The sequence below is a fragment of the Promicromonospora sp. NPDC110617 genome, from assembly GCF_055598465.1.
On the sequence record NZ_JBVKBM010000002.1, the window covers coordinates 1,424,767 to 1,447,846 of the forward strand.

General features: G+C 73.0%; 20 protein-coding genes. 7 read left to right on the top strand and 13 right to left on the bottom strand.

The genetic code is table 11. The features are described from left to right. Positions 1–42: 42 nt before the first annotated feature. Positions 43–789: a TSUP family transporter gene (locus ACZ7LE_RS17130; protein ID WP_470404437.1), complete on the top strand. Its 747-nt coding sequence runs from the start codon at positions 43–45 to the stop codon at positions 787–789. Between the two features lie 8 nt (positions 790–797). On the opposite strand, the gene ACZ7LE_RS17135 is transcribed toward ACZ7LE_RS17130, so the two are convergent. The 4 genes from ACZ7LE_RS17135 to ACZ7LE_RS17150 form a co-directional block, all read right to left on the bottom strand. Then, on the bottom strand, positions 798–2,306 hold the full coding sequence (locus ACZ7LE_RS17135) for a tripartite tricarboxylate transporter permease (RefSeq protein ID WP_470404438.1): 1,509 nt from the start codon (positions 2,304–2,306) through the stop codon (positions 798–800). Positions 2,307–2,333: 27 nt separating this feature from the next. Continuing rightward, on the bottom strand, positions 2,334–2,897 hold the full coding sequence (locus tag ACZ7LE_RS17140; protein WP_470404564.1) for a tripartite tricarboxylate transporter TctB family protein: 564 nt from the start codon (positions 2,895–2,897) through the stop codon (positions 2,334–2,336). A gap of 1 nt (position 2,898) precedes the next feature. Next, the gene (locus ACZ7LE_RS17145; protein WP_470404439.1) at positions 2,899–3,909 is read right to left on the bottom strand and encodes a tripartite tricarboxylate transporter substrate-binding protein; all 1,011 of its coding nucleotides are present in this window, start codon (positions 3,907–3,909) and stop codon (positions 2,899–2,901) included. 148 nt (positions 3,910–4,057) lie between these two features. After that, complete coding sequence (locus ACZ7LE_RS17150) at positions 4,058–5,251, bottom strand: hypothetical protein (protein ID WP_470404440.1); 1,194 nt, start codon at positions 5,249–5,251, stop codon at positions 4,058–4,060. Positions 5,252–5,355: 104 nt separating this feature from the next. Between ACZ7LE_RS17150 and ACZ7LE_RS17155 the strand changes: the two genes are divergently transcribed. After that, positions 5,356–5,976: a TetR/AcrR family transcriptional regulator C-terminal domain-containing protein gene (locus ACZ7LE_RS17155; RefSeq protein WP_470404441.1), complete on the top strand. Its 621-nt coding sequence runs from the start codon at positions 5,356–5,358 to the stop codon at positions 5,974–5,976. Positions 5,977–5,991: 15 nt separating this feature from the next. Here ACZ7LE_RS17155 and ACZ7LE_RS17160 read toward each other — a convergent pair whose 3' ends face one another. The 4 genes from ACZ7LE_RS17160 to ACZ7LE_RS17175 all read right to left on the bottom strand — a co-directional run bounded on the left by ACZ7LE_RS17160 (position 5,992) and on the right by ACZ7LE_RS17175 (position 9,129). Further along, positions 5,992–6,309 (bottom strand): DUF5808 domain-containing protein, encoded by a 318-nt coding sequence (locus ACZ7LE_RS17160; RefSeq protein WP_470404442.1) that lies wholly within the window; start codon positions 6,307–6,309, stop codon positions 5,992–5,994. 122 nt (positions 6,310–6,431) lie between these two features. Further along, positions 6,432–7,328, bottom strand: coding sequence for an aminoglycoside phosphotransferase family protein (locus ACZ7LE_RS17165; RefSeq protein WP_470404443.1), 897 nt, complete (start codon positions 7,326–7,328; stop codon positions 6,432–6,434). A 13-nt stretch (positions 7,329–7,341) separates the two neighbouring features. Further along, on the bottom strand, positions 7,342–8,535 hold the full coding sequence (locus tag ACZ7LE_RS17170) for an NUDIX domain-containing protein (protein WP_470404444.1): 1,194 nt from the start codon (positions 8,533–8,535) through the stop codon (positions 7,342–7,344). Between the two features lie 93 nt (positions 8,536–8,628). Next, the gene (locus tag ACZ7LE_RS17175) at positions 8,629–9,129 is read right to left on the bottom strand and encodes an SRPBCC family protein (protein ID WP_470404445.1); all 501 of its coding nucleotides are present in this window, start codon (positions 9,127–9,129) and stop codon (positions 8,629–8,631) included. A 113-nt stretch (positions 9,130–9,242) separates the two neighbouring features. On the opposite strand from ACZ7LE_RS17175, the gene ACZ7LE_RS17180 reads away from it, so the two are divergent. Next, positions 9,243–10,568 (top strand): glycoside hydrolase domain-containing protein, encoded by a 1,326-nt coding sequence (locus ACZ7LE_RS17180; protein ID WP_470404446.1) that lies wholly within the window; start codon positions 9,243–9,245, stop codon positions 10,566–10,568. Positions 10,569–10,591: 23 nt separating this feature from the next. Next, positions 10,592–10,864, top strand: a complete 273-nt coding sequence (locus ACZ7LE_RS17185) for a nickel-binding protein (protein WP_470404447.1) — start codon at positions 10,592–10,594, stop codon at positions 10,862–10,864. A gap of 27 nt (positions 10,865–10,891) precedes the next feature. Here ACZ7LE_RS17185 and ACZ7LE_RS17190 read toward each other — a convergent pair whose 3' ends face one another. Then, positions 10,892–13,810: a helix-turn-helix transcriptional regulator gene (locus tag ACZ7LE_RS17190; RefSeq protein ID WP_470404448.1), complete on the bottom strand. Its 2,919-nt coding sequence runs from the start codon at positions 13,808–13,810 to the stop codon at positions 10,892–10,894. Positions 13,811–13,979: 169 nt separating this feature from the next. Here ACZ7LE_RS17190 and ACZ7LE_RS17195 point away from each other — a divergent pair, with 169 nt between their 5' ends. Further along, a complete protein-coding gene (locus tag ACZ7LE_RS17195) occupies positions 13,980–14,657 on the top strand; it encodes a hypothetical protein (protein ID WP_470404449.1) in 678 nt (225 codons plus the stop codon). 27 nt (positions 14,658–14,684) lie between these two features. On the opposite strand, the gene ACZ7LE_RS17200 is transcribed toward ACZ7LE_RS17195, so the two are convergent. Continuing rightward, positions 14,685–16,103 (bottom strand): FAD-dependent oxidoreductase, encoded by a 1,419-nt coding sequence (locus tag ACZ7LE_RS17200; RefSeq protein WP_470404450.1) that lies wholly within the window; start codon positions 16,101–16,103, stop codon positions 14,685–14,687. Between the two features lie 131 nt (positions 16,104–16,234). On the opposite strand from ACZ7LE_RS17200, the gene ACZ7LE_RS17205 reads away from it, so the two are divergent. Beyond that, a complete protein-coding gene (locus ACZ7LE_RS17205) occupies positions 16,235–17,830 on the top strand; it encodes an SLC13 family permease (protein ID WP_470404451.1) in 1,596 nt (531 codons plus the stop codon). Positions 17,831–17,859: 29 nt separating this feature from the next. Here the strand turns inward: ACZ7LE_RS17205 and ACZ7LE_RS17210 are convergent, their stop codons facing one another. Together ACZ7LE_RS17210 and ACZ7LE_RS17215 are read right to left on the bottom strand one after the other, a co-directional pair. Further along, complete coding sequence (locus tag ACZ7LE_RS17210; protein WP_470404452.1) at positions 17,860–18,150, bottom strand: hypothetical protein; 291 nt, start codon at positions 18,148–18,150, stop codon at positions 17,860–17,862. Between the two features lie 150 nt (positions 18,151–18,300). After that, complete coding sequence (locus ACZ7LE_RS17215; protein ID WP_470404453.1) at positions 18,301–20,367, bottom strand: hypothetical protein; 2,067 nt, start codon at positions 20,365–20,367, stop codon at positions 18,301–18,303. 237 nt (positions 20,368–20,604) lie between these two features. Between ACZ7LE_RS17215 and ACZ7LE_RS17220 the strand changes: the two genes are divergently transcribed. Continuing rightward, complete coding sequence (locus tag ACZ7LE_RS17220; RefSeq protein ID WP_470404454.1) at positions 20,605–21,489, top strand: hypothetical protein; 885 nt, start codon at positions 20,605–20,607, stop codon at positions 21,487–21,489. 112 nt (positions 21,490–21,601) lie between these two features. Here ACZ7LE_RS17220 and lpdA read toward each other — a convergent pair whose 3' ends face one another. Beyond that, positions 21,602–23,005 carry a dihydrolipoyl dehydrogenase gene (gene lpdA / locus ACZ7LE_RS17225; protein WP_470404455.1) on the bottom strand — a complete coding sequence of 468 codons (1,404 nt, stop codon included), beginning with the start codon at positions 23,003–23,005 and terminating at the stop codon, positions 21,602–21,604. Positions 23,006–23,080 lie beyond the last annotated feature (75 nt).

Below are 23,080 nucleotides of genomic sequence, written 5' to 3' on the forward strand. Positions count from 1 at the left end.
TCACGGCCCAGCGCGGTAGCGGATCGGGGTTAGCGTGTCCGGGTGGAGACGACGGCCCTGATCGCAGCGTGCGTGGCCGTCGTCCTCGGGGCCGGGCTGCAGCGGGTCGCCGGGATGGGTGTCGGCATGGTGGCCGCACCCGTGCTCACGGTGTTCCTCGGCGCGTCGGTGGGCGTGCTGGTCAGCAACGTGACCGCGATCGTCACGGCGCTGCTCATCCTGCGGGCGCTGCGCGACGGCGTGGACTGGCGGCGGGTGGTCACGATCCTGCCGCTCATGCTCGTGGGCTCGGTGCTGGGCGCGCTGACGGTCCGGGAGGCCGACACGGCGTGGCTCGACGTGATCGTGGGCGGTTCGGTGCTGGCCGCGCTGGGCGCCTCGGCCCTGCTGCGCCGCCGGGTCCGGATCCAGGGCCGCCCGGTCGCCGTCGTCACCGGGCTGGCGGCCGGCTTCATGAACACGACCTCGGGCGTGGCCGCGCCCGCCTGGACGGCGTACGCGCTGGCCACCCGCTGGGAGCACCGGTCGTTCGCCGCGACGATGCAGCCGCTGCTCGTGGTCATGAACGTCATGTCGGTGGTCACCAAGCTCGGCTTCGGCGCGATCCCGGCAGGATCGCTCCCCTCCTGGTGGGTCTGGCCGGTGCTGCTCGCGGCCGTGCTCGGCGGGGTGGCGTTCGGCAATGTGCTGGCCCGGCGGCTGTCCACCCGGGTCGCCTCCCGCACCGCGGTCACGGTAGCGGTGGCGGGCGCAGTCACGGCCCTCACGCGCGGCCTCCTCACCCTCTGAAGACCTGGTCAGTCGTCCTCCGCGAAGACCACGTCCCGCTTGCGGCGGATCGCCGGGAGGACCGCGACCACCAGCGCCAGCACCGCCAGGGTGAGCAGCACGGCCGAGATGGGGCGCGTGAGGAACACCGTGGGGTCGCCCCGGGAGATGAGCAGGGCCCGCCGTAGGTTCTCCTCCAGCATCGGCCCCAGCACGAACCCGAGGAGCAGCGGCGCGGGCTCGCACCCGCAGCGCACCAGCACGAAGCCCAGCCCGCCGAAGAACGCCATCGCGAGCACGTCCCACGGGTTCTGGTTCAGCGAGTAGGTGCCGATGCACGCGAACACCACGATCACGGGGAACAGCACCGAGTAGGGCACCGACAGCATGCGTACCCACAGCCCGATGAGCGGCAGGTTGAGCAGCACCAGCAGCACGTTGCCGATCCACATGGACGCGATCAGGCCCCAGACGAGGGCCGGCTGCTCGGTCATCACGTCGGGGCCGGGCGTGATGCCCTGGATGATGAACGCGCCCACCATCAGCGCCATCACGGGATGGGCGGGCAGGCCGAGCGTGAGCAGCGGGATGAACGACGTCTGAGCGGCGGCGTTGTTCGCCGACTCGGGGCCGGCCACGCCCTCGATCGCCCCGTGCCCGAACTCCCCCGGCGTCCGCGAGATCCGCTTCTCCACGGCGTACGACGCGTACGAGGCGAGCACGTGCCCGCCGCCCGGGAGCACGCCCAGCAGCGACCCGAGCCCGGTGGCGCGGAACACCGGGGCGACGATCCGCCGCAGCTCGGCCCGGCTGGGCCACAGGTTCGCCACGCGGCTGACCATGCGGGTCCGGGCGCGCGGGTCGTGCAGGTTGCGGAGGATCTCCGCGATGCCGAACACGCCGACGGCGACCGCGACGAAGCTCAGCCCCTGGTACAGCTCGCGCACGCCGAAGGTGAACCGCGGCGTGCCGGTGTACAGGTCCTGGCCCACGGTGCCGAGCAGGATGCCGAGCACGATCATCGCGAGCGCCTTGAGCGTGGAGCCGCTCGCCAGCGCGATCGACGCCACGAGGCCGAGCACCACGAGCGAGAAGTACTCGGCGGCCCCGAACGCGAGCGCGGCCCGGGCCAGGGGCGGGGCGGCGACGGCGAGCACCACGGTCGCGACCGTCCCCGCCGCGAAGGAGCCGAGCGCCGCCACCGCGAGCGCCACCCCGGCCCGGCCGGAGCGCGCCATCTGGTGGCCGTCGATCGCGGTGACGGCAGCCGACGACTCACCGGGCAGGTTGAGCAGGATCGCCGTCGTCGACCCGCCGTACTGGGCGCCGTAGTAGATGCCGGCGAGCATGATCAGGGCCGACGTCGGGTCGTCGAACCCGAACGTGATCGGCAGCAGCAGCGCGATGGTCGCCGTGGGGCCGATGCCGGGCAGCACGCCGACGGCGGTGCCGAGGGCGACGCCGAGCAGGCAGAACAGGAGGTTGTGCCACTGGAGCGCCTCGGAGAAGCCGAGGGCGAGGTTGTCGAGCAGGTCCATGTCGTCTCTCCTCGTTCCCTCTGGGGCCTAGCCGCCGAGCCAGTCGCCCAGCAGCGGGAGGCGCAGCTGCAGCAGGACGACGAAGATGACCCAGCTCGCCACCGTCAGGCCGGCCGCGATGACCAGGGCCCGCGACGGCCTGGTGCCGGGCCGGGCCAGCGCGGCGAGCAGGCCGGTGCCGAAGGTCGCGGGCAGCAGGCCGAGCCCGTCGACGGTGAGCGCGAAGAACACCACCGCGGCGAGCACCGCCAGCGTCGGCCGCCACCGGAGGCCCGCGAGCGGGCGGGGGTCGGGTACGGCGTCGTCGGGCACGGCGCCGTCCGGGACGGCGTCGTCGGGGACGGCGTCGTCCGGGACGGCGTCGGCCACCTCGCCGGGCGCCGGGTCGGGCGCGACGTACGCCTTGACGACCGTCGCGAGGCCGAGCGCGGCGAGCACGAGGCCGAGGGCGAGCGGCACGTACCCGGGGCCCATCTCGAGGAGGGCCCCGAGCTCGTAACCGAGCGCCCCGACCGCGAACGCCACACCGAGGCCGAGGAAGACCAGGCCCGCGACGAGGTCGCCCGTCGACCGGGGCCGGAGGATGCCGATCTCAGCCTCCCTGGCCGTCGGCGATGATCCCGCCCCAGGTCGCGATCTGCTCCTCCAGGAGTGCCGCGTGCGCCTCGGGGGTGGCCTGGTCGGCGCTCACGGGCGCGGTGCCCAGGTCGGCCATCTGGTCGACGACGCCCTGGTCGGCCAGTGCGACCTGGAGCGCGTCGGTGAGCTTCGCGACGACCTCGTCGGGCGTCTCGGCCGGGACGTACAGGCCGTGCCACACGCTGACCTGGATGTCGCCCTGGCCGCCCTCCGTCGTGGTGGGCAGGTCGGGCAGGGCCTCGATCCGCTCGGGGGTCGTCACGGCGTAGGCCTTGACCTCGCCCGCGGTGATCTGGCCGGTCGTGTTCGTGGTCTGGTCGCACATGAAGTCGACCTGCCCGCCCACGATCTCGGCCATGGCGGGCCCGGTGCCGTCGTAGGGCACGGCCGTCACGTCGACGCCGAGAGCATCGGTCAGGAGGAGGCCGCACAGGTTGGAGGCGGAGCCCTCGCCGGCGTGCGCCATCGTCACGTCGTCGGCGTTCTCCTGGACGTAGGTCACGAAGTCCTCGAACGTGTCCGGCTCGAAGTCGGCGCGCGCGATGATCGTCATGGGCACCTCGGTGACCAGGCCGACGGGCTTGAAGTCGGCGACGGGGTCGTAGGCCAGGTCGGGGTAGAGCGCGGGCGCCGTGGACATGCCGATGTGGTGCATGAGCACGGTGTAGCCGTCCGGCTCGGCCGTCGCGGCCTGCCCGGCCCCGACGGTGCCGCCTGCGCCGTCGACGTTCTGCACCACGAGCTGCACGCCCAGCTCGTCGGCCATGGGCTCGGCGACCATGCGGGTCACGGTGTCGGTGGGGCCGCCGGCGGAGAACGGCACGATCACCTCGATGTCGTCCTCGGGGTAGGCGGCGGGGTCGGCGCCGCCGCCCGAGGAGCAGGCGGCCAGGGCGAGTCCGAGACCGGCCAGCGCGGCGAGGTGCGCGGCCTTCCGGCGTCTCCGGGGTGCGGCGGGGGTCATGTCCGTCTCCGATCATCGTTGATCTGGCAGAGGTTGATCCGTGGCAGTCGATCCGGTCGAGACCGTGACATTACCGCCCAACATGTGATGGACGCCACAAACTTCTCATGCCTTGACCCAACAGTGACCTCTTCGGCAGGGCAGGAGGTCAGCACCTCAGCCGCCGGTCGACGAGCAGCAGCCCGGCGACGGTCAGCGCGATGATCACGACCAGGCCGACCCGGTCCACGGTGGTGTGCGCCATGATCACGAGCCCGCCGAGCGAGTGCGCCACGAGCGCACCGCCGATCAGCACGAGCGTGTGCCGGGGTGTCCAGGCCGGGGACGCCGCCGTCCGGGTCAGGTAGCGGTAGCAGGCGACGGCGCCGACGGCGGTCAGCGCCATCGGGACCAGCACCACCCACCCCTGCGTGAACGCCGGTTGCTGTGCGCCGGGCACGGGGAAGGAGAGGCCGAAGAAGACCAGCGTGGCCAGGCCGGACGCCCCGAAGAGCAGGCCGCGGGACGGGACGGACGCACCGTCGGCCGCCACCCGGACGTGGGTCCGGTCCGGCGCGGCGGCCGCGGCGCCGGGGGCGGCGGCCGCGGCGCCGGGGGCGGCGGCCGTGTCGCCGGGTGCGGCGGCCGTGTTGCCGGCGACGGCCCGGCCCCGCGCCGGCGGCACGACGTACAGCGCGACGATCCCGAGCACGACCACCAGCACGGCGACCCCGAGCACGAACGGGACCGGCGCCTGGTAGCCGGCGTCCTCCGACAGCGACACGGTGCGCAGCAACCCGACGCCAAGCACCGCGACGACGGCGGCGACGACCGTCCCGGGCACGCCGAGGTACGGGCGGCCCCGGTGCGCGGGGAAGAGCAGGTTCGTCAGCGTGATCGGGATGCAGACGGTGAACACGGCGTGGTAGATCGCGTTCGCCTCGAGGTACGGCAGGTTGACGCCGAGCACCCGCGCGCCCCACGACGCGGCGTCATACAGGTGGGGGCTGGTCAGCGCCTGCAGCCCGATCCCGTCCTCGACGAGCTCGTAGGCGAGCGCCAGCAGCAGGATGCTGGGCCAGCCCCGCCCACGCCGGGCCACCAGCTCGCGGATCAGCAGCACGCCCGCGCCGTAGACCGGCATCCAGAGCAGCACCAGCCAGGCCATCCGGACCGGCGTCGAACCGAGCGCGAGCTCCGCGATCAACGGGGTGAGGACCACGAGCGTCCACGCCGCGCCCCGGTGGCGCACCGCGCGCCCGCCCGCGTGCTCGACAGCCTCCCCGGTGCCGGCCCCGGCGTCCACGCCGGTGTCCACGCCGGTGCCCGCCCCGGCCCGTGCCGCCGTCCGCTCGTCGGTCATCGCCGCTCCCCCGTGTCGCGCGCCACTGTCGCGGCGCTCCTTATCACTGATAAATATCGCACTTGATTATCACTGATAAGGACCGACCTGGCTAGAGTCGGGCCATGCCACGCACCCGCCCGCGACTGGACCGGCCCACGATCGTCGCCGCAGCCCTCGAGACGCTGGACGAGCGCGGCCTGGACGGGCTGTCGAGCCATGGCGTCGCGCGGCGGCTCGGGGTGCAGCAGCCCGCGCTGTACCACCACTTCCGGAACAAGGCGGAGCTGCTGGCCGCCGTCGCGGCCGAGGTGCTCGACCGCCGGCACACCGAGCGCCTGCCCGAGCCCGACGAGGCCTGGGACGCGTTCCTGCTGCGCAACGCGCGCAGCCTGCGCCGCGCCATGCTCGGCGTACGCGACGGCGCGCGGCTGATCGCCTCGACCGGGCCGCGGGCGCCGAACCTCGCCAACTCGGTCGCCCAGGTCGCCCACCTGGAGGCCCAGGGGTTCACCGGGCCGGATGCGGTGCTGGCGTTCATCGCCGTCTCCCGTTACACGATCGGGGCGACCCTGGAGGAGCAGTCCGCACCCGGCGGGCAGGCGGTCCTGGCGGACGGCACCGACGGCGTCGAGGGCGCCGACCACCTCGCGGACGTCGTCCGGGCCGTGGCCGGCCTCGGCCCCGAGCACGAGTTCGACGTGGGGCTCACGGCCCTCGTCCGGGGCCTGGCGCCGCCCCGCTAGCGCCGCCCGGGCGCCTCAGACGTCGAGCTTCTCGCGGACCAGCGCGACGACCCGGCCCACGTTGACCGCCCAGCCGACGCCGAAGACGCGCGGCCCGATGACGTGCTCCGCCTCCGGGTCCCACAGCCGTTCCTTGGCGCGCTCCAGCGTGGGGAAGCGGAAGTCGTACGGCACCACGGCCGCGACCTTGCCGTTCCAGGTGCGTTCTTCCTCCGGCAGGCGCAGCTCCTTGACCACCGCCGCGACCGCCAGGCCGATGGTCACGAGCGTGACGAGCCGCTTCAGGCCGCCCCCGCGGTGCTTGGTGCTGCCGCCCGACTTGGTGGAGCCCACGACGTCCTCCGGTGCTCGCGGCGCCGGCTCTCGCCGCCGGTGCCTGTCGGCACCATCCTGGGCCACGCGTCAGCAGGTCGCGAACGCAGGTCGGAACGCCGCCGACATGGTTCGCGCCGTGGTCAGGCCAGGGCGTCGACGAGCCGGGCGCACCGGGGCGGGTCCTCGGTGAGGCCGTTGTCCAGCCCCCAGACCCAGTAGTCGATGACCCGCCACAGCGCCCACGCCCGGGCCAGCCCGGCGTCGAGGTCCGCGGCCTCGACCAGAACGTCGAACCAGCCCGGGATCTCCTGGTCGGTCATCTCGTCGACCCGGTGCCAGAGCACGTTCACCGCCGTCCGTTCGGCGTCGCCGCGCCGCAGCACGGGGTCGACGACGCACCACCGGCCGTCCCGGTCCCGCAACACCTGGTCGAAGTGCAGGTCGGCGTTCACGGCCACGGGGTCCCGGTCGCCGGCGAGGATCACTGCCGCGGCGCCGGCCGCGACGTCCAGCACACCCGGGTCGAACGGCCGGCCCAGGTTTTCCCAGGCGGGGCGCAGGCGTGGGGTCAGCCGGGCCACGTCGTCCGCCACGTGGCGGACGCCGACCGCGACGTCGTCGCCGGCGGGGACCGCGAGGCGCCGCGCGACCCGGCCGATCTCGGCGAGCGCGACGTCCAGGGGCTCGCGGACGAGCGAGCGGTCCGGGTCGAGGCGGTCCAGCAGGAGGACCCCGGCCGCGGCGTCCGCCTCGAGCTCCCCCACCACGCCGTGGCCGCGCCAGAACTCCAGCGCGGTCGACAGCGCGGCGGTGTCGTCGCCCGGGGGTGTCAGACGGAGCGCCGCGGGCGACCCGGCGCGGCGCACGGGGACGACCAGCGCGTTCGACCCGTGCCGGGGCAGGCCGTCGACCGTCAGGTCCCAGCTCCGGCACCGGGCGTCCACCAGGCGCGGCAGGTCGGCCAGCCACTGCTCCTCGGCGGCCGTCGCGGTCCACCACCGCGGCATCGCGAGGAAGGTCGCGGGTACCTCGATCACGACGGGTCCGCGATCACGACGGGTCCGCGGGACGCGCGGCCTCCGCGAGCAGCGCGTGCCGGTTGGTCCGGAGGAACGCCTTGAGCGCGGTGGGCACCAGGTCGACGTCCGCGAGCGCCTTCTCGTCGCGCAGGTCCACGTGCTCGACGTCGTACGTGCCGCGCATCGGCTCCTGGAACTCCGGGCCGGACCGCAGCGTCAGGTCCATGGACGTCACGCGCGCGAGGAAGTAGTGGTGCACGGCGACGCCCGCGTCCTTGGGCCGGGAGGTCAGGAACACCTGCCGGACGACGTCGGCCGTGGCGCCCAGCTCCTCCATCAGCTCCCGGCGCAGCCCGTCCTCGACCGAGGCGTCCTCGGGTTCGACGCCGCCGCCGGGCGTCACCCAGTACGGTGCGCGGCCCCGGACGGTCCGCTTGATCAGCACGAGGCAGCCGGCGTCGTCGAGCAGGATCGCGCGGGCCGAGCGCCGCACCACCACCGGCGGGACGGTCCGGGCCGCCTGCGGCTCGTCGACGACGGGCGCCTGGCGCAGGTACCCCTCGAAGAGCGGTCCGCCGGCCGCGTCCAGGGTGGCGCGGGCGACGTCGACCATGGCCTGGTCGTCGTGCCGGGCGGCGACCCACCGGGCGGCGTAGCCCAGGTCCCAGGTACGCAGCTCGCGCAGCAGCCACTTGCCGCCGCCGTCCCACCGCCCGGCCGCGGCCAGGGCGAGGTGTCCGACCCGCTCCCACAGCACGGACCGCACGACGTCCGCCTCGCCGCCGTCCCGCGCGTACGCGAGGTCGTCCAGCAGGTCCGTGACGCCGTACCGGGCGTCCTCCAGCGCGGTGTCCGACGCCGGGCCGGGGCCCGCGTCCAGCAGGGCGCGGCACTCGGCCTGCAGACCGTCGACCGCCCCGGCCGGGCCCGCCACGAGCACCCCCGTGGCGATCATCCGCGCGAGCGTCGGCCGGCGCCGGGCCGTCTCCTTGGCGATGAACCAGCGGTGCCCCGCCTCGGTGTTCACGAACAGCTCGACCGGCCAGCCCCGCCAGCGCAGCGCGTCGCGGTGTCCGACGGCGTCGTCCGGCAGGCACACCACGATGTCCAGGTCGGAGCCCGCGGTCCGGGAACCGGGGTCGAGCACGCTGCCGGCGAGCAGCGCCCAGCGCGCCTCGGGGTAACGGTCGGCCACCAGGGCAGCAGCGTCAGCTCGCGGGTCCACGTCCGTCATCCTTGCGCACGACGAGGGGCCGACACATTCGTTTTCGTGAACCCTGCCCCACGTCCAGGTGAACCCGGGCGGGCGGACCCGCCGTCAGGACACCGGAACCCGGCGGCGAATTCGCGTCACGATGCTCCGCGTCGCGATCTTGTGGACGCCGGAGTCGATCACCAGCAGGCGGTAGACCGCGCCGAGCACGCCCGGGAAGGTCGCGTCGGTGTGCGCCTCGACCCGGGTGCCGGCAGCGTCGGGCACGAGGCGGAAGGTGAGGGTGTAGACCGAGAACCGGTGGACGCCGTCGAGCACGAGCCGGCCGGGCGCCTCCGCAGCCCGGACCCGGAAGCCTGGGACCACGGAACCGGCCGTGAGGGGGCGCGGCCCCGCGGGCCGCCGGTCGCGGCAGCCGATCAGGGACACGTACCAGGCCGGCCTCCCGAGCACCTCGACCTGGTCCAGGACGGCGCGCCAGGCCACCTCGGGCGGGGCGTCGACCGTTGCGGCGTGCACGTCGCGATAGCGCCGGGGGCCGCCGGCGCCCGGAGCAGCGTCGCCCGGAGCGGCGTCGCCGGAACCTGCCTCGCTCGAACGGGCCATGACCGGACCCTATCCGGCGGGCCCTCGGGATCGGGACCAAAGACCCTGCCGCCGCGACCTCGGGCGACGGACACTCCGAGGTAGGTGAGGGGGCCCGTCCACGGAGGTTCGCCATGCCCGCCACCCGCACCATCCTCAGGAGCCTGGCGGCGTGCGGCGGCGGACTGGCCGTCCTGCTCGGCGGGCTCGCCCTCCCGGCCGCCGCCGAGCCGGAGACCCCGGTGTACTACACCTCCGGGTCGACCATGACCCGGGCGGACGGCCTCGGCTTCGACACCTGCACCGCGCCCTCGCTCACGCAGCTGGCGGCCTGGCAGGGCACGTCGCCGTACAAGGTCGTGAACATCTACTTCGGCGGCAACAACCGCGGCTGCGCCCAGCCGAACCTGACCCGGACGTGGGTGCGCGACGCCGTCGTGGGCGGGTGGAAGCTGCTGCCCACCTACTTCGGCTACCAGCCGTACTGCATGTTCGGGAACAAGCCGAACCGCTACACCGCCGACAACGCCACCGCCCGGGGGAACGCGGACGGCGCGGACGCCGTCACACAGGCCGCGTCCTTGGGCGTGCGGCCGGGCAGCGGCCTGTACGCGGACGTCGAGCACTACGACCGCACCGACGCGAGCTGCCGGACGGCGGTGCACCGCTATGTCTCGGCCTGGACCAAGACCGTGCACGCCTCGGGGTACCTGGCGGGCGTGTACGCGCACCAGGACTCGGGGATCCGCGACCTCTCCGACGCCTACAACTGGACCACGTACGCCCGGCCGGACGCCGTCTGGATGGCCCGCTGGGACGGCAACCCGTCGCTGACCAACTGGCCGACGGCCCCGAACTGGCAGTGGTCCTACTACCAGCGCGCCAAGCAGTACCAGGGCGACCACAACGAGACCTGGGGTGGGGTGACGATGAACATCGACTCCGACGCCGTCAAGGCACCTGTCGCCACGGTGGCGCGCACCTACCGGGTCACGAGCACGGATCCGCTGAACGTCCGCAGCGGTCCGGCGACGTCCTACCCCGCCGTCCGTACCTACCAGCCGGGTGCCACGCTGTTCGTGGTGTGCCAGGCCACGGGGCAGACGGTCGGCACGACGTCGGTGTGGGACCGGCTGACCAACGGGGCGTGGGCGAGCGACTACTACGTCTCGACGCCGTCGAACACCGGGTTCTCGTCGACGCTGCCGCGGTGCCTCTACCCGGGGCAGGTGACCGTCGACTCGCTCAACGCCCGCACCGGTCCGGGGGCGTCGTTCCCGACCACCGGCAGCCCGCTGCGCCGCGGCGCCCTGGCCCCCGTGATGTGCCAGGCGTCGGGGAGCAGGGTGGGGACGACGTCGGTGTGGGACAAGCTGTACGGCAACCGCTGGGTCAGCGACTACTACGTGTCCAACCGGTCGAACACCACGTGGAGCGCGCCCGTACCGCGCTGCCCGTGAGGCCGGACCGAAGGGAGTCCATCGTGCCGCTCTACATCATCGAGCGAAGTTATGCGCAACGCGTCGAGCCCTATCTCGGCGCCTTCGAGAAGCTGAACGAGATCAACGCCAACGAGGGGGTGCGCTGGCTGTACTCGTTCCTCTCGCTCGACCACCGCAAGTCGTACTGCCTCTACGAGGCGCCCTCCGCCGAACTGATCCTCAGCGCCGCCGCGGCGGCGGGGATCCCGGCGGACCGCGTGGTCGAGGTCGCCAGCCGGGTGCTGCCCTCCGGCGCGCTCGAACCGGTGGTCTGACGGCCGGCCGGTCGAGCACACGCCGTGTCAGTCGAGCAGGCCCTGGGTCGCCGCGTACCGCGCGGCACGGGTGCGGTTCTCGCAGCCCGTCTTGAGCAGGATGCTGCGCACGTGGTTGGCGGCCGTGTTCTCGCTGATGAACAGCGCGCGCGCCAGCTCGCGGTTGCTGAGCCCCTGCGCCACGAGCCGCAGCACCTCCACCTCGCGGTCGGTCAGCCCGTCCGCGCGGCGTGTCCGAACGCCGTCGGGCTCCCCGAGCGCGGCGTCGAGCATCCGGAGCACGCGCCGCGACCCGACCGACGTCGCGATCCGCCGCGCCTCTGCGGCGAGCGCCCCGACGTCGCAGCCGGCGGCGCCCGTGCTGACGTGGGCCATCACGTGCGCGGCCAGGGTGTGGGCGACGTGCAGGTGCGCCCCCATCCCGCGGTCCATCGCCTCGGCACGGGCGAACTCCGCCTCCCAGTCCCCCGTGCCCAGCAGGGCGTCGAGGGAGCCCAGGTAGCGGTCGGCACTGCCCATCGCGCTGACGAGCGAGCCGAACATGATGTTGAGGCCCGCGTACGGGACGAGCGCGGTACGCACCAGCCGGGCCGCGTCCGCGTCGCCGAGCGCGACGGCGGCGTCGGACAGGAACGTGAGGACGCCCGCCCGGGTACCGGGTGACGACTCGGCCGTCCGGGACTCGATCAGCCACCACAGCGCGCGGCGCGCGGCGTCCTGCATGCCGAGCTCGGTGTAGAGAGCGAGCAGGCCCGGCACCCACTGCCCGTCGAAGTCTTCGTCGCCGCTGAGCAAGCCTCGGACGTCCTCGAACCGGCCTGACTCCCTGCGGAGCACGAACTGCTGGACGCCGTACTGACCGTCGGGGCCGGCGCGCGACTCGAGCTCCAGGGCGGCGCCGATCTCGAGGACCTCCTCCGACACCTGGGCGGCCTGCGCGAGGTGTCCCGCGGCGACGTGCCGCGAGAAGTCGACGCATCCCGCGAAGTAGTCGAACTGAAACTCTCGGGTTCCCTCGTTGACCAGGCGCAGGTCGGTCAGCGCGGCTCGGAAGACGGCCAGATCGCCGCGCTGGTAGCCCAGCAGCGTGCGGTACGCGGCCGACGGCCCGAGCCGCCAGAGGTCATGGGTCCGCAGACAGTGCTCGGCGAGGTCGGCCGCCCGGGCGAGCTTGGCCTCGGCGTCGGTGACCGCGCTACCGAGAACGAGCGAAGCGACCGTGACGTCCGCGAGCAGATCGCCGTCTCCCAGCTCACGGGCGCGGATGATCGAGCGTTCGACCAGGGCACTGCCCTGCTCGTCCGCGCCGTCGAAGACGAGCGCACGGCCCAGGCCCGCCAGGGCTCGAACCGCAAGTTCGCCGTCGTGGTCGCCGGACGAGGCGAGCGCGGCCCGCAGCAGCTCGACCGACCTTCCCGCGTCGACATTGGTCCGCCAGTTGGCGTCCTCGTACTGGACGGCTGCCCGGAGCCGGTGCACCGACGCCGCGTCGTCCGCGATCGGCTCCGCGAGCGCCCTCGACCGCACGAACGCGCCGGTCAGCATGCGTTCGCGGGCGGCGCACAGCGCGGCGTCGTCGGCCCGGTCCCGGTCGTCGTCGATCGCGGCAGCGCGCTCGTAGAGGTCGGCGGCCTCGTCGTGCGCCAGGCCCTCCGCCGCCAGGACCGCGGCGAGGCGCAGGTAGCGCACGGCCTCCGCGCGGTACCCCAGCACGGCGGCCGCCTCGAAGTGGTGGGCCACGCTGGCCACGTGGGCGGCGCCGCGGCCGCCGCGCGCCTCGAGCGCGCGGGCGACCTCCAGGTGCAGGCCGGTGCGGCGGGCCGACGGCATGGCCCCGAGCACGACGTCCCGCGTGATGGCGTGGCGGAAGCGGACGGCCGTCGCCGCGTCGTCGACCGGTTCGAGCAGGTGCGCGTCGACCGCGGCGTCGAGGTGCCCGAGCACCGTCTCGGGTCGGGTGTCGCCCGCGGCGACCAGCAGGTTCACGTCGACGACGTCGCCGATCACGGCCGCGTGCTCGACCGCCGTGCGCGTCCCGGGCTCCAGCGCGCCCAGCCGCGCCTCGACCGCGTCCTGCACCGACGGCGGCATCCGCCCGCCGGGCTTGACGAACCCGGTCGGGCCGCCGGCCCCCAGGGTCTGCACGAGCTCGCGGACGAAGTACGCGTTGCCGCCGGTGCGGTCGTGCAGGTCCAGGGCGGCGGTCCGGGCCAGGGCCGCCGGTACCTTCGCCTCCTGCACGAGGTACTCCTCGACGTCGTCCGTGGCCAGCGGGGGCAGGTCGAGGCGCCGCACGCCGTCGAGGCGGTAGAGGCCGGCCACGTGGCGCACGAGGCGGTCGGTCCGGTCGGTGGCGGTCACCCGCTGGGTCGCCACGAGGAGCAGCCGGAGGTCCGCCGTCTGCTCCACGAGGTACGAGAGCAGCTCCCAGGCGGTCTCGCCCGCCCAGTGCACGTCGTCGAGCAGCAGCACCAGCGGCTCGACGGCGGCTGCCGAGCGCACCGAGGTGACGACGGCGTCGAGCAGGTCGAGGCGGGACGCGCGGCCTGCCGGACGCTCGCCCGCGACCGTGTCCAGGAACGCGATCGTGTCCGCCACCGCCTGCCCGTCGGGTGACGGGCGCGCCAGCGGGAGCAGGCCGTCTGCGATCGCGCCGCGCATCGCGGCGACCGGGGCCACGAACGGCTCGTAGGGCGACGCGAGCGTGCTCGGACAGGCTCCGGCGAGCACCGTCACGTCGTCGTGCGGCAGGTCGTCCGCGAACTGCGCCAGGAGGCGCGACTTGCCGGCCCCCGGCTCGCCGCCCACGAACCTGACCTGCCGTTCCCCGTCGCGGGCCGCCGCCCAGGCCTCCTGGAGCTGGCCGCGCTCGGCCCGGCGCCCGACGAACCAGCCCCGCGCCGCCTCGCCCCGGCGCCGCAGCTCCTGCGCCGACCAACCGGACACGACAGCAACGTTACGCCCGGCGCTCCTGCCGGTCGATGGTCAGAACTGACTATCTGCGGCAGCCCGGCGAAGATGGTCGGTTCCGGTCATGATTCGCCTCGTCCCCGCTCCTAGCGTCACTCGTACCAGGGCCCCGACCGGAGGGGTCCGATCACGAAGGAGTGGACCCATGTCTGGACAGAACCCTCGGGACACGCGCCGCGCCGGCCTGCTGGCGGGCATGCTCGCCGCGGTCGGAGCCGCGACGCTCGCGCTGGCCGCACCGGCCACCGCACGGACCCTGGAGGACGAGGAGACGAACGGGGCGAGGGCCGTGCTGGGCGGCCGCGCCTCGCTGGACCGCGGCGAGCTGGCCGACGGCGGGTGGACGATCGTGACCGACACGCCCGACCGGCTCATGCTCACCTCGGGCGCGGTGCGCGTCCGGGTCGTCGTCGACGCCGTGGTCGGCCCGACGGCCGACCCGTCCGGCACGGAGACCCTCGTGCCGGCGCTGGGCGAGGCCCCCGGGCTCGGGACGGTGCAGTACCTGCCCCGGCCCGCCGGCGCTCTCGCCGTCTTCGACACGGACCCGCCGGCGGGCGCGACGTCGTCCTGCACGTCGCTGCCGTGGCTGGCGGGCACGGCGAACCGGACCACGCTGACGGGCGACGGCGACGCCAAGGTGGTGCTGGGCACGCCGTGCACCGCCGAGCGGGCGTACGTCGTCGCCCAGGGTCCGGGCAACCTGCTCGCCGAGGCGCAGGCGCCCCGCGGACCGGACGGCGGAGCGGCGGCCCTGGACGCGGCGGACGCGCTGGTTCTGACGCTGGTGCCGGCGGGTGTGCCCGCCGACGGCGCCCCGTAGACCGTGGGGGGCGGGCCGGACGCCGTCCTAGGCGGGCCGGAGGTTGGCGAACAGGTCGTTGAGGGCCTCGGTCATGGAGGGGTGGGTGTAGATCTCGTCGCGCAGCTCGCCGGCCGTCACGCCGTGGCGCATGGCGAGCGCGACGGTGTTGATCGTCTCGTGGGCATCGTGGCTGAGCATCGTGACGCCGAGGATCTGATCGGTCTCGGCGTCGACGACCGCCTTCATGACGCCCCGCGGATCGTGGACGATCCGCGCCCGCGGCACGGTCGCCATGTCGGCGACCTGCCGCCGGGCGATCAGGAGCGGTCGCCCGGTCACGCGGGCCTCGGCCTCGGTGAGGCCGACCCGCGCCAGGGGCGGGGTCATGAAGAGCGCCGAGGCGACGGCCCTGCGGTCCGTCGTGGTGCGCCGCCCGTCGCCGGTGAGGTCGTCGAGCACGATCCGGTAGTCGTCGAGCGAGACGTAGGTGTACTGCGGCCCGCCGTTGACGTCGCCCACCGCGTAGACGTGCGGCTGGGTGGTGCGCAGGTGCTCGTCGACGACGACGGCGCCGCGAGCGTCGGTCCGGATACCGGCGGCGTCGAGACCGAGATCGGCGGTGTGCGGACGGCGCCCCAGCGCGGCGAGGACCGTGTCGCCCCGGACCGTCCGGGGTGCGCCCGCCGCGTCGGTGAAGGACACGACCGCGCCGCCGTCGGCGTCCTCGATGCCGGTGACGGTGGTGCCGGTCCGGATCGTGACCCCCGCGGCGGTGAGGATCTCGGTGGCGGTGGCGACGACGTCGTCGTCCTCGGTACGAAGAAGGCGCGGGCCACGGGCGAGGAGGGTGACCCGCGCACCGAACGCGGCGTGCATGGAGGCGAACTCGACGGCGACGTACCCGCCGCCGAGGACGACGAGCTCGTCGGGCCGTTCGGTGCGGGCGAGCAGCTCGGTGCTGGTGACCACGCGCTCGCTCTCGCGCAGGCCCGGGACCGGCGGGAGCTCGGGATCGGCGCCGGTGTTGACGACGATCGTCCGCGCGGTGACCCGCAGGGTGTCGTCGCCGGCGCGCACCGTCAGGGTGTGCGGGTCCGCGAACGCCGCGGTACCGGTGACGACCGTGACGGTGTCGAGCGTGTCGAGCATCGCGAAGTTCTTGCCGCGCAGCAGCGTGGTCAGGGCGTCGGTGCGCTCCGCGGCGCGGCGGTAGCGGTCCGGCCCGGGCAGGCCGTCCGAGCCGGTCTCGGCGTCGTGCACGAGAGCCTTGGTGGGGACGCACCCGATGTTGATGCACGTCCCGCCGTACATACGGTCGGACTGCTCGATCATCGCGACGCGGCTGCCGCGGCGGGCCATGGTGGCCGCGAGGGTCTTGCCGCCCTTGCCGAAGCCGACCACCGCGAGGTCGACGTCGAGCTCGGCGGACCGCGTCGTCACGGACTCGTCAGCGAGGTTGGTCATGCGTCGATCTTGCCGGGTGGTCCGAATCACGACCAGCGCGGCGGCCTGCCTGCCCGGGGCCGCCCGCCGACCCGGCGCCCGGGTGCGACGATGGAGCACGTGCGACGACACCCTCGACCGGCGAGACAGGCATGATCGACCCCCTGGTCGCGACCTTCGTGATCCTGGCGCTGGCGGTGCTCGGCTTCGCGACCAACCGGGTGCCCCTCGTCGTCGTGGCGCTGTTCGTCCCGGTGGCGTTGTGGGCGACCGGGGTGCTGCCGCTGGGCGAGGCGCTGTCCGGCTTCAGCGACCCGATCGTCCTGTTCATCGCCACGCTGTTCGTGCTCGGTGAGGCCCTGCAGACCACGGGGATCACGGCGTGGATCGGGACGCAGCTCGAGCGGTGCGCCTCGCTCGGGCGCGCCGCGCTGCTCGCGACGATGGTCGGCGGCACGGCGGTCCTCGCGGCGGTCATCAGCATCAACGGAGCCGTCGCGGCCCTCCTGCCCGTCGCGGTCGTCGCCGCGGCACGGGCCGGCATCGTGCCGTCGAGGATGCTCATCCCCGTGGCGTTCGCCGCCAGCGCGGGGTCGATGCTGACGCTGACCGGGACCCCGGTGAACGTGATCGTCTCCGAGGTCGCCGCGGAGGCGGGCGGCCGGGAGTTCGGGTACTTCGAGTTCGCGCTGGTGGGCCTCCCGCTCGTCCTGGTCGCGATGCTTCTCGTGGTGGCCGTCGGCGAACGGCTCCTTCCGGAGCGGACGCCGGAGCACCTGGTCGACGTCGCGGCCGACCCGCGCGAACGGGTGCGTTCGTGGCGGGAGAGCTACGCCGCGGAGCTCGACGCAGCACGGCTCTTCACCGGCGCGACGGGAGTCGTCGAGGTGCTCATCGCGCCGCGTTCGTCCCTGATCGGTCGCCGCGTGAGCCCGGGCATGACCACGCGGAACGAGGATCTCGTCGTGGTCGCGCTCCGCCGTGGCAGCGACTCGTCGAGCGGTCCCGACGGCTCCCCCTCGTCCGGGCCGCTGTCGCTGCAGGCCGGTGACGCCGTGCTGGTCCGCGGACCGTGGGAGGCGCTGCACCGGTACACCCGGTCACCCGACGTGATCGCCGTCGAGGCGTCGCAGAGCGTGCAACGGAGCGTTCCGCTCGGGCCCGGCTGGAAACGCTGTCTCGGGGTGCTGGTCGCGACCATCGGGCTGCTGGCGACCGGCGCCGTTCCTCCGGTGATCGTCGGTCTGCTGGCGGCCGGGGCGCTCGTGCTGCTCCGGGTGGTCACCGTCCCCCAGGGGCTCCGCGCGATCTCCTGGGACACGGTCATCCTCATCGCCGCGCTCATCCCGTTGTCGGCGGCCTTCGTGTCCTCCGGGGCGGCCGAGGCGATCGCCGACGTCGTGATGCGCCTCACCGGCAGCGGCTCCCCGCACCTCGCGCTCCTGGTGCTGTGCGCACTCACGCTCGTGCTCGGCCAGTTCATCTCGAACGTCGCCACGGTGCTCGTCATGGCGCCGGTCGCAGTGTCGTTCGCCCAGACGCTCGACGTGAGCGTGCAGCCGTTCATGATGGCCCTCGCCGTGGTCGGGGCCGCGGCGTTCCTCACCCCGATCGCGACGCCGGCCAACCTCATGGTGCTGCAGCCCGGGGGCTACCGGTTCGGGGACTACTGGCGGCTCGGCCTGCCGCTGGCCCTCGTGTTCCTCGGGGCGGCGGTCTGGTACGTGCCGCTCGTCTGGCCGTTCTGAGACGCGGGCGGCGGCGCGGGAGGCGCGCGCTACTGCAACCGGCCTTCGCCCTCCGGCGAGTACCGCCAGGCCCACTTCAGGTCGTCGGACTCCGCCAGCGGCAGGTGCAGGGTGCGCAGGGCCGGCGAGTGGACGTTGCCCATGGTGCCGCCGTAGCAGTGCCGGCCGCCGTCCACCGGGTCACCGAACGCCGTCCAGTAGTGCCACCCCGAGGCCGCCTGCTCCAGGGTCACCGGCTGGCGACAGAACACGCAGAACTTCTTCGTTCCCACCTCGGGCATCGGGGCATAGAGACCCGACAGCGGCTTTCTGGCGTCCATGAGCAGTCATCATCCACGAACCTCGACGGTGAGAGCACATCACCATCGCGCTGCACGACGGCTGTTACCGAACCGGGACAGTGCGGCGGTCCCGCGAGACGGCGCAGGCCGGCCCGTATCGACGGGCCGGCCTGCGCTCCGCTGGCGGAATCAGCCGGTGGCGACCAGCGGCGGCTCCTTCCGGGCCGGCGGGTCGTCCGGGGTCGGGGTCGGGGTCGGGGTCGGGGTCGGGGTCGGCTCCGGCTCGACCGGCTCCTGCGCCGTGCCACCACCGATCAACGCGTCCTCGTCCCCGTAGCCCACGATGTCGACGCGGGATTCCTGGACGGCCCGGGGCAGCTCCGGATGGTCGCGGCGGAACTCCTCCTTCGGCGTCTGCTTCCTGGGCGACTTGTCCAGCTCGACGCCACCGTAGATCGGATAGGTCCAGGTGTACGGCTCGCCCTCGACGATCTCCTCCCGGGTGACCTCGAACTGGACCCGGGTCCAGTCGTTCTCCATCATGTCGTCCCAGACGTCCTTGGCCTCCCAGCCGGTCCCCTCGGGCCACAGGGACACGTCCCCGGAGTCGATGATCGCGTCGTACGGTCCCGGGTTCGCCTCGTTGCGCTGCTTCACCCACGCGGCGGCGACCCGGGCCCGGTAGACGCTGCGCAGGTCCGCGTACTTCGGGTCGGTGTTGATCAGCTGCTCGACCACGGGGGCGAGGTGCTCCTGCGCCATCCGGAAGTTGTGGTCCATGATCTCGTCGCTCGCGGTGCAGGGCTCCTGGCCGTCGGGGTAGTTGGTGAACTCCATCCGCTCCTTGCCGACGCTCATCGGGGCATCGAGGATGTACAGGCGGTCACCCTCCTGACGGACCTTGGCCGGTGCGGCGTAGATCCACTGGCGGGTGGAGGGCCAGCACACGCTGCCGTCCGGGTTGGTCCGCAACGAGTCCCAGTACGCCGCACCGACCTCGGTCTCGGGATTGGTCAACCGCGTGAAGTCACGCTTCATCTCCAGGTCGGCCTCCAGGAGCACGCGAGCGGCCTTGGTGTCCGCGAACAGCGGGTCCGTGACCTGGTCGGGGTGATCCGGGTTGAGGTTGACCCAGAACACCTGGTCGGGCAGGGCGAGCCACGTGTAGAACGCGTCCGAGCTCAGGCCCAGGGTCTCCTCGCCGCCGAAGGACGGGTTCGCCGCCTCGTCGGGGTTGTCGTCCGCCTGGAACGAGTAGCCGACGTCGCCCGTGCCGGGGTCGACCTCCAGGTAGCTGAGCTCGAGCGTCGACCAGTCGATCCCACCCGGCCGCCGGAACCCCCAGTCGCGCGCGCCGAGCTCACCGGGCAGCTTCTGGTACCGCCGCGCCTCGGCCGGGTTCCTGCCGGTCTGCCGCGCCAGGTCCTGCACCTTGCTGTTCTGGCCCTTCGAGCTCGGGTCCATCGGGCCGGGCGCGCAGCGGGCGGTGGGCTGCACCACGCTCATGCCGGAGACGCACCCGCCCGGGAAGGTCGGCCGGATGTTGGTGATCCTGGGCTTCACCTTGATCGGGGCCGAGTCCATCTTGGCGTTCTTGAGCGCATCACGGGTGGGCTTGTCCGGTGCCTGGCCGTGGACGTACGTGGTGCGGGACAGCGTCTTCTTGTCGACGAGGTCCTTGTACCTCGCCAGCTGGTCCCGGGTGTGCCCCGACCCCGCCTTCACCTCGATGGCGAACTTCGTCTTCTTGTGGACGATGTCCACCCGGACGGTCTTGCCCTTCTCGCCGAGAGTCTTCTCGCACAGCCAGTCGTCGCCGGTCAGCCCGAGCTTCTCCACGACGAGCTTGTGCAGGGCGTGCCCCCGCGCGTTGTTGTCGTGCACGGTGACGTAGCTGGTGCGCCAGCCGTCGAAGGCCGCGTTGATATCCGCCTTCGTCTTGAGCTCCGGGTGCTTGTCGAGCCAGGCGTTCCACCGCGCGAACAGGTGCTTCTCGGTGCCGACGCCCTTCCCCCGGTAGTTCGTGCCGTACTTCGCCCGCACCTTCGCCGGATCGTCGCTCGGCAGCGCGGCGTTCCGGACCGGCTCGGCCGGGTTCACGTAGTCCAGGGGCAGGTCCCCGAGCGCGGCGATCTCCGCCGGGTCGGGCATCGTGGTCCGCGGCGGACCCGTGGGTGCGGGCAGGTCGAACACGTCACGACACAGCTTTCCCTTGAGCGGCGCCGCGGAGGCGGACTCCGCCTGCGGGACCGTCACCAGGGAAAAGGTCAGTGCGAGAGCCAGGAGGACTGCCGGTAGCCGTTTCCGAGTCTCGGTCGTCAGCGACACGATGACTCCTTCCAGGACGATGGGCCCGTCCGGCCATCGAGCCGGACGTCGCATGGCGGCACCAACGTACGCACCGAAGTAGCACAAGCGCGACAAAAGTCAAAACCGGACGGTGCGGCCCGGATTCCGTGGCGACGGCGACGCCCACCCGCCTACCGTGGCGGCATGCAGACAGCGCCCGACGACGGCCTCGCCCACTGGCTCGACCACATCGGCCCGATGCTCGCAGGGCTGCAGGACCTCGTCGCCGGGTCCGGCACGACGCTCGACCACTCCGCCGCGTCCCTGCACGACCTCGAACGCCTCCTGCTTGTCGAGACGCTGGACGCCGCGCCCCGCGAGGGCCTGGTCGAGGCGCTCGGCGGGTACCTCGGGGAGGTGCTGCTGACCGTCGGCGGCGGGGCCTGGGCGTGGGACGGGAGCTCCGGTCTGCCCGTCGCCGTCCTGGACGTCGGCGGGACGGTCGAGCCGATGTCGCTCGTCCTCGACGCCGTCACCCGCCGCACGGGCGCCGTCTGGGCGACCGAGCACGCACGCGTCACGGCGGAGGGGGCCCGGCGCCGTGCCGCCGACGACGGCTGGGAACCTCGCCGCGCCGACCTGCCCGCGCTGCCGAGCCGTGGGGAGGACGGCCCGCCCGACCCCTGGCTCACCCGCTGGCTCACCACGCGCCGGGAAAGGTTCGACGCATGGTCCGCGGACACCGGGCGGGCCCAGGAGCTCGACTTCAGCCCGGCGTCGCTGGTGCCGCTCGCACAGGTGATCCGGCTGCGGATCCCGTCCGCGGAAGAACTCGACGCCCGGATCGAGGACGACCTCGTGCAAGGCGCGATCTGGTACCTGGGCGAGGTCGCACGGATCCACCGCGACGCACGCTGGCGCTACACACCCGACCCGGACGGCACGAGCGAGAACCCCTCGGTGGGCAGGCCGTGGGTCGCGCAGGACGACGACGGCGGGGGGTCCGCGATCCCCGCGCTGGAGCTCTGGGTCGCGGTCGAGGCCGACACCGACGACGTGCTCCTGGAGCGGTTCGCGGAGTTCGACTGACCGCGGACGTGATCCTTGCGGTCGCCAGGACACCAAGAGGCCCGGATCCGCGGAGTTCCGCGGATCCGGGCCTCTGGCCAGGTACGGCTCCCGAGAGGTCGGGAGGCCGGACTCAGAAATTGATCATGTGCCCGGCGATGCCGTGGATCGACTCCTGCAGCGCCTCCGACAGCGTCGGGTGGGTGTGCACGTTGCGCGCCATCTCGTCGGCCGTGAGGTCCCACTTCTGCGCCAGCGTGAGCTCGGGCAGCAGCTCCGAGACGTCCGGGCCGATCATGTGGGCGCCGAGAATCTCGTTGTACTTGGCGTCGGCAACCAGCTTCACGAAGCCGGTCGGGTCGCCCAGACCGTGGGCCTTGCCGTTGGCCATGAACGGGAACGAGGCGACCTTCACGTCGTAGCCCTCGTCCTTGGCCTGCTGCTCCGTGAGGCCGAACGACGCGATCTGCGGGGAGCAGAAGGTCGCGCGCGGCATCATGCGATAGTCGCCCAGCGTCTGGGTCTCGGCCCCGGCGATGGTCTCGGCGGCGACGACGCCCTGCGCCTCGGCCACGTGCGCCAGCATGAGCTTGGCGGTGACGTCGCCGATCGCGTAGATGTGCGGCACGTTGGTGCGCATGTAGTCGTCGATGCCGATGGCGCCGCGGTCGGTGAGCTCCACGCCGGCGCTCTCCAGGCCGATACCCTTGACGTTCGGCGCGAAGCCGACGGCCATGAGCACCTTGTCGACCACGAGCTCGCCCGGCTTGTCGTCCTTGACGCCCTTGAACGAGACGGTGACGGACGACCCCTCGTCCTTCACCGTCTGGACGGCGGTCGAGGTCAGCACCTTGATGCCGAGCTTCTTGTACTGCTTGGCGATCTCCTTGGAGACGTCCGCGTCCTCGTTCGGCAGCGCACGGTCGAGGAACTCGATGATCGTGACGTCCACGCCGTAGTTCTTCAGGACGTAGCCGAACTCCATGCCGATCGCGCCGGCGCCGACGATGGCGATCGACTTGGGCAGGTCGCGCGTGAGGATCTGCTTCTCGTAGGTGACCACGTTCTCGGACAGCTCGACGCCGGGCAGCAGGCGCACCTCGGAGCCGGTCGCGATGATCGCGTTGTCGAAGGTCACGGTCTCGGTGCCGCCCTTGTTGAGGGCCACCTCGATGGTGTTCGCGTCGCGGAACGTGCCGCGGCCGTCGAGCTCGGTGATCTTGTTCTTCTTCATCAGGAAGTGGACGCCCTTGACGCGGCCGTCCGCGACCGTGCGTGAACGGTCGAAGGCCTTCCCGAAGTCGAACGTGACGTCTCCGGACATGCCGAAGAAGTCCTTCTGGTGGGTGAAGATGTGGGCCAGCTCGGCGTTGCGGAGCAGAGCCTTGGAGGGGATGCAGCCCACGTTGAGGCAGACACCACCCCAGTACTTCTCCTCGATGATCGCAACGGACTTGCCGAGCTGGGCAGCGCGGATGGCGGCGACGTAGCCGCCGGGGCCCGCACCGAGGAGTACGACGTCGTAGTGGGAAGCCATGACTCAAGGGTATTGGTGCGCGCGAATCGTGGTGACGTGACTTCTGTCTCGTTGTCCGGACGTGGCGTCCGACGT

Excerpts from the sequence above, each read along its gene's own strand:
- ACZ7LE_RS17135 (WP_470404438.1), bottom strand. The coding sequence starts at position 2,306 with ATGGACCTGCTCGACAACCTCGCCCTCGGCTTCTCCGAGGCGCTCCAG.
- ACZ7LE_RS17145 (WP_470404439.1), bottom strand. The coding sequence starts at position 3,909 with ATGACCCCCGCCGCACCCCGGAGACGCCGGAAGGCCGCGCACCTCGCC.
- ACZ7LE_RS17150 (WP_470404440.1), bottom strand. The coding sequence starts at position 5,251 with ATGACCGACGAGCGGACGGCGGCACGGGCCGGGGCGGGCACCGGCGTG.
- ACZ7LE_RS17155 (WP_470404441.1), top strand. The coding sequence starts at position 5,356 with ATGCCACGCACCCGCCCGCGACTGGACCGGCCCACGATCGTCGCCGCA.
- ACZ7LE_RS17175 (WP_470404445.1), bottom strand. The coding sequence starts at position 9,129 with ATGGCCCGTTCGAGCGAGGCAGGTTCCGGCGACGCCGCTCCGGGCGAC.
- ACZ7LE_RS17180 (WP_470404446.1), top strand. The coding sequence starts at position 9,243 with ATGCCCGCCACCCGCACCATCCTCAGGAGCCTGGCGGCGTGCGGCGGC.
- ACZ7LE_RS17195 (WP_470404449.1), top strand. The coding sequence starts at position 13,980 with ATGTCTGGACAGAACCCTCGGGACACGCGCCGCGCCGGCCTGCTGGCG.
- ACZ7LE_RS17200 (WP_470404450.1), bottom strand. The coding sequence starts at position 16,103 with ATGACCAACCTCGCTGACGAGTCCGTGACGACGCGGTCCGCCGAGCTC.
- ACZ7LE_RS17205 (WP_470404451.1), top strand. The coding sequence starts at position 16,235 with ATGATCGACCCCCTGGTCGCGACCTTCGTGATCCTGGCGCTGGCGGTG.
- ACZ7LE_RS17210 (WP_470404452.1), bottom strand. The coding sequence starts at position 18,150 with ATGGACGCCAGAAAGCCGCTGTCGGGTCTCTATGCCCCGATGCCCGAG.
- ACZ7LE_RS17220 (WP_470404454.1), top strand. The coding sequence starts at position 20,605 with ATGCAGACAGCGCCCGACGACGGCCTCGCCCACTGGCTCGACCACATC.
- lpdA (WP_470404455.1), bottom strand. The coding sequence starts at position 23,005 with ATGGCTTCCCACTACGACGTCGTACTCCTCGGTGCGGGCCCCGGCGGC.